The organism is Haemophilus parahaemolyticus (genome assembly GCF_018373095.1).
GTDB lineage: Bacteria > Pseudomonadota > Gammaproteobacteria > Enterobacterales > Pasteurellaceae > Haemophilus_A > Haemophilus_A parahaemolyticus_A.
In genome coordinates this window covers 1-6,794 of the sequence record NZ_JAHAHT010000093.1, presented here as the reverse complement: position 1 = coordinate 6,794, position 6,794 = coordinate 1, and the positions used below count along the sequence as shown (strand labels likewise).

Annotated in this window: 9 protein-coding genes and 2 pseudogenes; 1 reads left to right on the top strand and 10 read right to left on the bottom strand. The window is 34.8% G+C overall.

From position 1 onward, the window contains the following. The 10 genes and pseudogenes from KH943_RS08420 to KH943_RS08375 all read right to left on the bottom strand — a co-directional run. A pseudogene (locus KH943_RS08420) lies at window positions 1-207 on the bottom strand (bifunctional glutathionylspermidine amidase/glutathionylspermidine synthase); the annotation flags it as partial. A 115-nt stretch (window positions 208-322) separates the two neighbouring features. Beyond that, complete coding sequence (locus tag KH943_RS08415) at window positions 323-946, bottom strand: LysE family transporter (RefSeq protein WP_304109943.1); 624 nt, start codon at window positions 944-946, stop codon at window positions 323-325. Between the two features lies 1 nt (window position 947). Beyond that, on the bottom strand, window positions 948-1,424 hold the full coding sequence (locus tag KH943_RS08410; protein WP_304109941.1) for a phosphatidylglycerophosphatase A family protein: 477 nt from the start codon (window positions 1,422-1,424) through the stop codon (window positions 948-950). Between the two features lie 34 nt (window positions 1,425-1,458). After that, complete coding sequence (gene thiL, locus KH943_RS08405; RefSeq protein WP_304109939.1) at window positions 1,459-2,421, bottom strand: thiamine-phosphate kinase; 963 nt, start codon at window positions 2,419-2,421, stop codon at window positions 1,459-1,461. 72 nt (window positions 2,422-2,493) lie between these two features. Beyond that, on the bottom strand, window positions 2,494-2,928 hold the full coding sequence (gene nusB / locus KH943_RS08400; protein WP_005707302.1) for a transcription antitermination factor NusB: 435 nt from the start codon (window positions 2,926-2,928) through the stop codon (window positions 2,494-2,496). A gap of 67 nt (window positions 2,929-2,995) precedes the next feature. Next, window positions 2,996-4,291, bottom strand: a complete 1,296-nt coding sequence (gene pilQ, locus KH943_RS08395) for a type IV pilus secretin PilQ (RefSeq protein WP_304109936.1) — start codon at window positions 4,289-4,291, stop codon at window positions 2,996-2,998. A gap of 17 nt (window positions 4,292-4,308) precedes the next feature. Further along, window positions 4,309-4,719, bottom strand: coding sequence for a pilus assembly protein PilP (locus KH943_RS08390; protein ID WP_304109934.1), 411 nt, complete (start codon window positions 4,717-4,719; stop codon window positions 4,309-4,311). A 1-nt stretch (window position 4,720) separates the two neighbouring features. Further along, on the bottom strand, window positions 4,721-5,242 hold the full coding sequence (locus tag KH943_RS08385; protein ID WP_304109932.1) for a hypothetical protein: 522 nt from the start codon (window positions 5,240-5,242) through the stop codon (window positions 4,721-4,723). 1 nt (window position 5,243) lies between these two features. Then, a complete protein-coding gene (locus tag KH943_RS08380; protein WP_304109930.1) occupies window positions 5,244-5,714 on the bottom strand; it encodes a hypothetical protein in 471 nt (156 codons plus the stop codon). 41 nt (window positions 5,715-5,755) lie between these two features. After that, window positions 5,756-6,430 carry a competence protein ComA gene (locus KH943_RS08375; RefSeq protein WP_304109928.1) on the bottom strand — a complete coding sequence of 225 codons (675 nt, stop codon included), beginning with the start codon at window positions 6,428-6,430 and terminating at the stop codon, window positions 5,756-5,758. A gap of 139 nt (window positions 6,431-6,569) precedes the next feature. Between KH943_RS08375 and KH943_RS08370 the strand changes: the two are divergent. Beyond that, window positions 6,570-6,794: pseudogene (locus KH943_RS08370) on the top strand (penicillin-binding protein 1A); the annotation flags it as partial.

Below are 6,794 nucleotides of genomic sequence, written 5' to 3'. Positions count from 1 at the left end.
TAAATAACGGCGGGCAAACTCCACGCACTGCCATTTGTAGCCCATATATTCCCGCCCGACATAGCTACGAAACGCCGCATCATTGGGAAACTCCTTTTCATCGGCAGTGTTGTAATCCGACGAATAAATCTCGACTCCACCTGGGGCATAACCGAGCAAGCTACCAAAGGGATCGTGGGTGGTGATGTTAGGGGAACGGTCTGACATAAAAACTCCAAACAATAGAAATAATTGGAGTTAGTATAGATCTTTTATTTGCTTAAAAAAACTGCTTTATGCTGTTTTTTAAATAAATTGATCACTATCTTAATATTGCTTAGAGTTAAATGAGATAATTTATTCCTTCATAAATTAATTTTAATCCAAACCCAAAGAATATTATCCCTGCTACATTATCAATATAGCGGCTGTTTTTTGCATAAAATTGGCGAATTGGTTTACGCGAAAATAATAGTGCGACTAAATAGAAATAGATAAAGGTTGAAAAAACAAATAAAAACAGCAATTCAAAAAGCTGATAAGTTTCAGTAAACTGGTCTAAAAATGCAGAAATAACGCTAGTAAAATAAACGCCTGCTTTGGCATTCATTATATTGATCATTAAACCTTTGCGAATTTCTGTGATGGAGCTTAATTCTAATAAAGCGGTCTTTTCTTCACTAAATTTTGCATTATCTTTCACCCGAACCATTTTCAAGCCTAAATAAGCTAAATAGCTACCGCCTAATAACATAATTACATATTGCAACACATTGCCAACGCTATGTTTTAACCACGATAAGCCGAAAATTGCAAAAGCTGCCCAAAAGATAATCCCCATTGCAATTCCAATCGAAGCTAAAATACCCGCTCTGCTGGAGTGGCTTGCTGATTGGCGAACCACATAAAAGAAATCAGGTCCTGGGCTTGCTAAGCCAACTAAATGAATCAATAAAATCGTCAGCATATTACATTATCCAATAAATAATATATAACGAGATTAAAGCAAAAATAGCGGCAAGAATATCATCAACCATAATTCCCAGTCCACTTTCTAATTTTTCATCAAAATAACGAATTGGATAAGGTTTTAAAATATCAAAAATGCGGAAGCTTATAAAAGTAAGAATATAAGCAAACCAATTATATTCAGGTAAAAAAGTGAACATTAAAAATATGGCGACAATTTCATCCCAAACTATTCTTCCATCATCGTGTACGCCTAAATCATTGCTTGTTTTTTGGCAAAGATAGCAGCCCAAAATAAAAGAAATAACGGCGAGAAAAATAAAAAATAGGTTTGATTGGGTTATATTCCAAAGTAAAATAGAGAGCATTAAGCCTGCAAGCGTACCCCAAGTGCCTGGTGCGGGCTTTAATAAGCCTGAACCAAATCCTATTGCTAGAAAATGTACGGGATTTTTTAAATTGATTTTCTTTTCCACTTTTTCCCTCTTTTTATAATAAACCTATAATTTATTAGCCAAAATGGTCAAAACCACAATGTTCTGGCAATGCGACTTTTTCGCCATTTTTGAGTAAATTTAGACCGCTTGTTTGGGGAAGGATTTTGCCGATACAAGTCACTTTTATCCCCTGCGAACATAAAACTTGCTCCATTTCTTCGCGTTTTTCTTCGCTCACGGTAAAGCAAAGCTCATAATCTTCCCCTCCTGTTAAAGCCAATATTTCTGCTTGTATTTGCTCGTATTGGGTGCATAAATGGCGTGAAAGCGGTAGATTTTCGAGATAAATTTCCGCACCAACTTGGCTACGTTCTAAAATATGTCCCAGATCAGCAAGTAATCCATCAGAAATATCCAATGCACAGCAAGAAAATGAGCGAAGGGCTAAACCGAGTTCGACACGAGGCGTTGGGCGAAGGTGGCGTTGAATTAAATAGCGGTCAGATTCGTTCTCTATTTTGCGATTTTTTAGGAGTAAATTGAGCCCTGCAGCACTATCGCCTAAAAAGCCTGAAACGAAGATCCAATCGTCCACTTTGGCTTGGTGGCGGAATAAACCTTGATTTTCAGGCAAAAAACCTTGAGCAGTAAGGGTAATCGAAAGCGAGCCTTTAGTGGTATCGCCCCCAATTAAACTCACTCCATAACGCTCTAAAATGGCAAATAAACTTTGGCTAAATTCAGCTAACCATTCTTCTTTGATTTCGGGTAAGGTGAGTGCAAGCGACATCCAAGTAGGCGTTGCACCCATCGCGGCTAAGTCGCTTAAGTTTACCGCAACGCTTTTATAAGCTAAATCAGCAGGAGAAATCGAAGGCAAGAAATGCGTGCCTTCCACCAAAGTATCTGTGGTTATCGCAAGTTGGTAGCCTGTTGGGATACTAGTAATCGCACAATCATCTCCTACCGATAAGATCACATCATTTTGCAAACTTTTTCGTAAAAAATACCGCTTGATCAGATCAAATTCACCCATTTTGTTCTCTCAAATAATTATTCTCAAAATGAAAAAAGCGAGACTTTGCTCGCTTTAAAATAAGTAGATAAATTATTTCCGTCCAAGTGCTGGTGCTAATTTATCTAAGATTCCGTTGATGTATTTGTGACTGTCGTCTGAACCGAATGCTTTTGCTACCTCAATCGCCTCGTTAATCACCACTTTGTATGGGGTATCTTGTTCAAAATGTAATTCATAAGCCGCCATACGTAAAATGCTGCGTTCGATTAAATCAACATTTTCTTCGTTACGATCTAAAAATGGACGAAGTGAAGCATCAATCTCTTCAATATTTGCCACTGTGCCACGTAATAAACGAGTAAATAATGCACGATCCACTTGACCTGTGCTTTCTGGATCTTCAGACGCAAAATTATCGGTTTGGAAAACTAATTCGATTTGTTCTACGCTATTTTGCGAAATTACCCAAGAATATAATGCTTGAACCGCACACTCTCTAGCACGGCGACGAGGGGAAAGTTTCATATAACCTCTAGTTAATTCGATAATCAAAAATATTGCCGAATTTTAGCATAATTTTGTGATACTTTCTTTATCGTTTTGGGCTTTTTTCTTTCGTTTTCGAGAAATCCACCGCAACATCTTTTGATTGCACAATGTAAGGCGTCACAAAAATCACCAATTCACGTTTATTAATTTGATCTTTTTGATAGCTAAATAACCGCTTGAGAAACGGAATTGAACCAAGCACAGGGATTTTATCGCTATCTTTTGATTTCAAATGTTGGAATACTCCACCAAGAACAATAGTTTCACCGTGTTTGGCGAATACTTGCGTATTCAGTTCTTGTTTATCAATCGCAATTGCGGTGTTGCCTGAGTTGGCATTACCAACCGATTGCCCTTGCGAATTTTGGGTAACGACTAAATCCATCAAAATTTGATTATTTTCTGAAATATGTGGCGTTACCTCCAAGCCTAAAACCGCTTCTTTAAAAGAAATATCGTAGGTTTCCGATTTGCGATCATAGATTGTATAAGGGATTTCCGTTCCTTGTTTAATGCTTGCCAATTTTTTGTTAGTCGTCAGCAAACGGGGGCTTGCGATAATTTCTACACTGTTTTCTTGTTCAAGAGCAGAGAGTTCTAAATCCAATAATTTAGAATTAATCGAAGCGACTTGTAACGTCGCTGAAGCACCTGCAACCACGGGAAAATTCACATTTAAATCTTGCATTCGCCCACTATTTCTTGCTACTCCTTCAATGCTACTATCTGCGGAGAACATACCCCAACGCACGCCAAGTTCCTGCAAATTTTTGCTGCTGATGGTTACAATACGAGCTTCAATGGCAATTTGTTCGGTTGGTTTATCTAGCTCTTTAATTAAAGCTAACGTATTTTTAATGGATGCAGCATTTTCCTTAATAATTAAACTATTGCTTCGCTCATCAAAATGAATATACCCACCATCATTTAAAAATGATCCACTTCCCTTTGTGAGTGAATCAATTACTTCAGAGGCTTTTGCATATTTTAATTTCACCGTACGAGTGACTAATTGTAGTTTTCTTTCTTCATTAAGAAGCTTTATTTTTTCATTTAAATCCTCTTTTGTTTTTTCATTAATATAATAGATGCCATTTTCTTGTTGAATATTGAGTTTATTGATTTTAGCGATACTTTTTAAAATTTCATCAAACTGGCTATTTTCAATACGAATATTACTTTTACTTTCAAGATCTTGATGCAATACAATATTTTTACCCACTTCACTGGCTAAATAAGAAACCACTTCAGCTGTCGGAGCATCTTTTAACACGAGCGAAACTTGGTTTGCTAATAGCGAGAGTGGAAAAACTGAAAATAATAATAGCCACTTTTTCATAAATGTCCTGCTAAAAATTAGAGTTTTAATGTAATTTGATAAGGTCTGTTGCAATCATCAGTTAGATCCCAATTAGTATATTTTACTGCTTTGGTATTAATTTCACTGATTTGAATACTCTTATCCTTAATAAAATCATTCTGAGAAAAATCAAAAAGTTGGTTGTTTTTATCGATAAATAAAGCCTTTGTTATATTGTTATATTTCAATACCCCAACTAATTTCAGCTCTTCAAATTCAATAGGAATATTGACGATATTGGCATTTTCAGACAGCTCACAAGAGGTTGTTTTTACGCCCTTCTTTGCAATCGTTGATTTTGTTTTTGATGTGCGTTCTTTTTCTTGTTCTTCTCCATAAAAAGGATCAGCTATACTATGTGAGGTATAAAATAGAGAGCAAAAGAGTAGCGGTATATACTTTTTCATTTTATTTTTCCATTAGCTGTAAAGTCGCATTTAATTGTACTAAATTTTTATAATCTAAACGGGTTAGCGTTACTTCTTTGTAAAAGAGAAAATCAAGCTGATTTAATTCCGAAATAATTTCAAATAAAGATTTTGCTTTTTGTATAATCGTAATATGCAGTAATTTATCCTGATCTAATTCCCACTGCATTCCACTGATTTCTGCATCATATTGATGAAAAAGCGTCTCCAGCTGTTGATTCACTTTTGTCGGTGTGAGTTTTGCATTATTGGTATCGTCTTTTTCAGCTAATTTTTCTGTTAAAGATTGTGCTTTATTTTCAATCTCCATCTTAATGATATTTAGCTGATTTTTGTTATCTGTAATCTGCTGTGAAATCTTGACCAACTGAATAAGCGGATAAACAAGCAAAATAATAGCTAAAGAAATGGCAATCTGAAAAAAGTATTGATTGATTTTACTCAATAACTGATATCCTGCTTTGGTTGGATTAAAGTAATAGTGAGAAATACGCTTTTTCATCTTATTTATTTTCTTTATATACAATAATGCTAAAATCAGCTTTTGCTTTATTATTGCTTTGTAAATATTCAATATTGACGCTAAAACCACTCTCTTTAAAGAAATTTTCTAACTTTTCAAAATCTTGCTGATGTTGATAGCTGCCAGTAATTTTTAGCTTTAAGCCTTGATCGACATAAAATCGAATAACGCTAATTCCCGCACTTTTTACAGGTAATTCTTCTAATAAATTAACCAAATTGTTTAGCTCCTCTTTTCTGAATACTTTTGTGTAGTTAATCGGTAGTGGTGTAAGATTTGTTAAACTTTGCTCAATTTGTGAAAGCTCTTCTTGTTGTCTATTGAACTGCTGTGTAATCACTGAAAGTTTATGCTTGCTATTTTCTTTGTAAAGATTTGAACATACCAATAAGCCAATGATAAAAAGAAATATAATTATCAGCTTAAATATATTTTTTGCAGTTTTGTCCACCCAGTTTTTCTGTAATAATGAACTTAAGTTGATATTTCTTTTTATTTCCACAAGCAAGCACCTAACGCAAGAATATATAGCTCTTTAGAAAAGATATTTTCTGGAAAAACTAAATCATTCAGACTTAAATAATTTTCATTACATTCATTTTGAATGCTTAACTCATTTAATTTAAATGTAAAAAATTTCTCTTTATACGCATAATTTTGTCCATCTTGAGGTGGGGATTGCATTAAAAAATGAAATCCTCTTCGCCAGCATTGCAACTCGCAATCTAAAACAGTGTCTATATCTAGCAATAAAGGGTCAGCAAAACGTTTTCTCAGTGCATAAATAATAATTTGAGTAATTTTTTGAGCCTTATGAGGTAAAACTTGATAATCAAAATAGACTTCATCCATTGCAATGGGCAGCTCTTGTTTGATGGTTTGAATCACCTGACGAAAAATCGTTTCTTTATCCACATTCAACGGTTGAATCAGATATTTCCTCCAAATATAGTGATATGGCACAGGGCGAATAATCTGCTTCTTTTTGCCTGCAAAATCAGAAATTGTTGCTAAAATATCAATTAAAGCGGTCGATTTAGGATAAAAATTTACTATTGGTTGATCTTGCTCTAAATAGGAGACGCAATAATGAGTTTCATCTTCTGCAATTCCGATGGGCAAACATTTTTGCGATTTTTTTGAGAAAAAGGTTGTAAGCAATGACATAAAAAATCCTTCATTCACTGATCAAAAAATTACATTTGCTTGACACTTTTAGCCATTTTTTCGTTTATACTTAGTTAACTTTACGCCAACATTATTGGCGATTTAATTTATTTGTCATTTAGGAAAAGAGATTTTTTCGATGAAGATCGCAAAAATAATATTTAGTGCTTTACTTACTCTGCTAATTGTGGCAGGGCTTGCGGGCGTTGTTGCCTACATTCATATTCGTGAAAATTTGCCAGATGTTTCAACGCTTAAAACCGTTGAGTTACAACAGCCGATGCAAATTTTCACCTCTGACGGGAAATTGATTGGCGAGGTAGGCGAAGAACGCCGTATTCCAGTAAAATTAGCAGAGATTCCA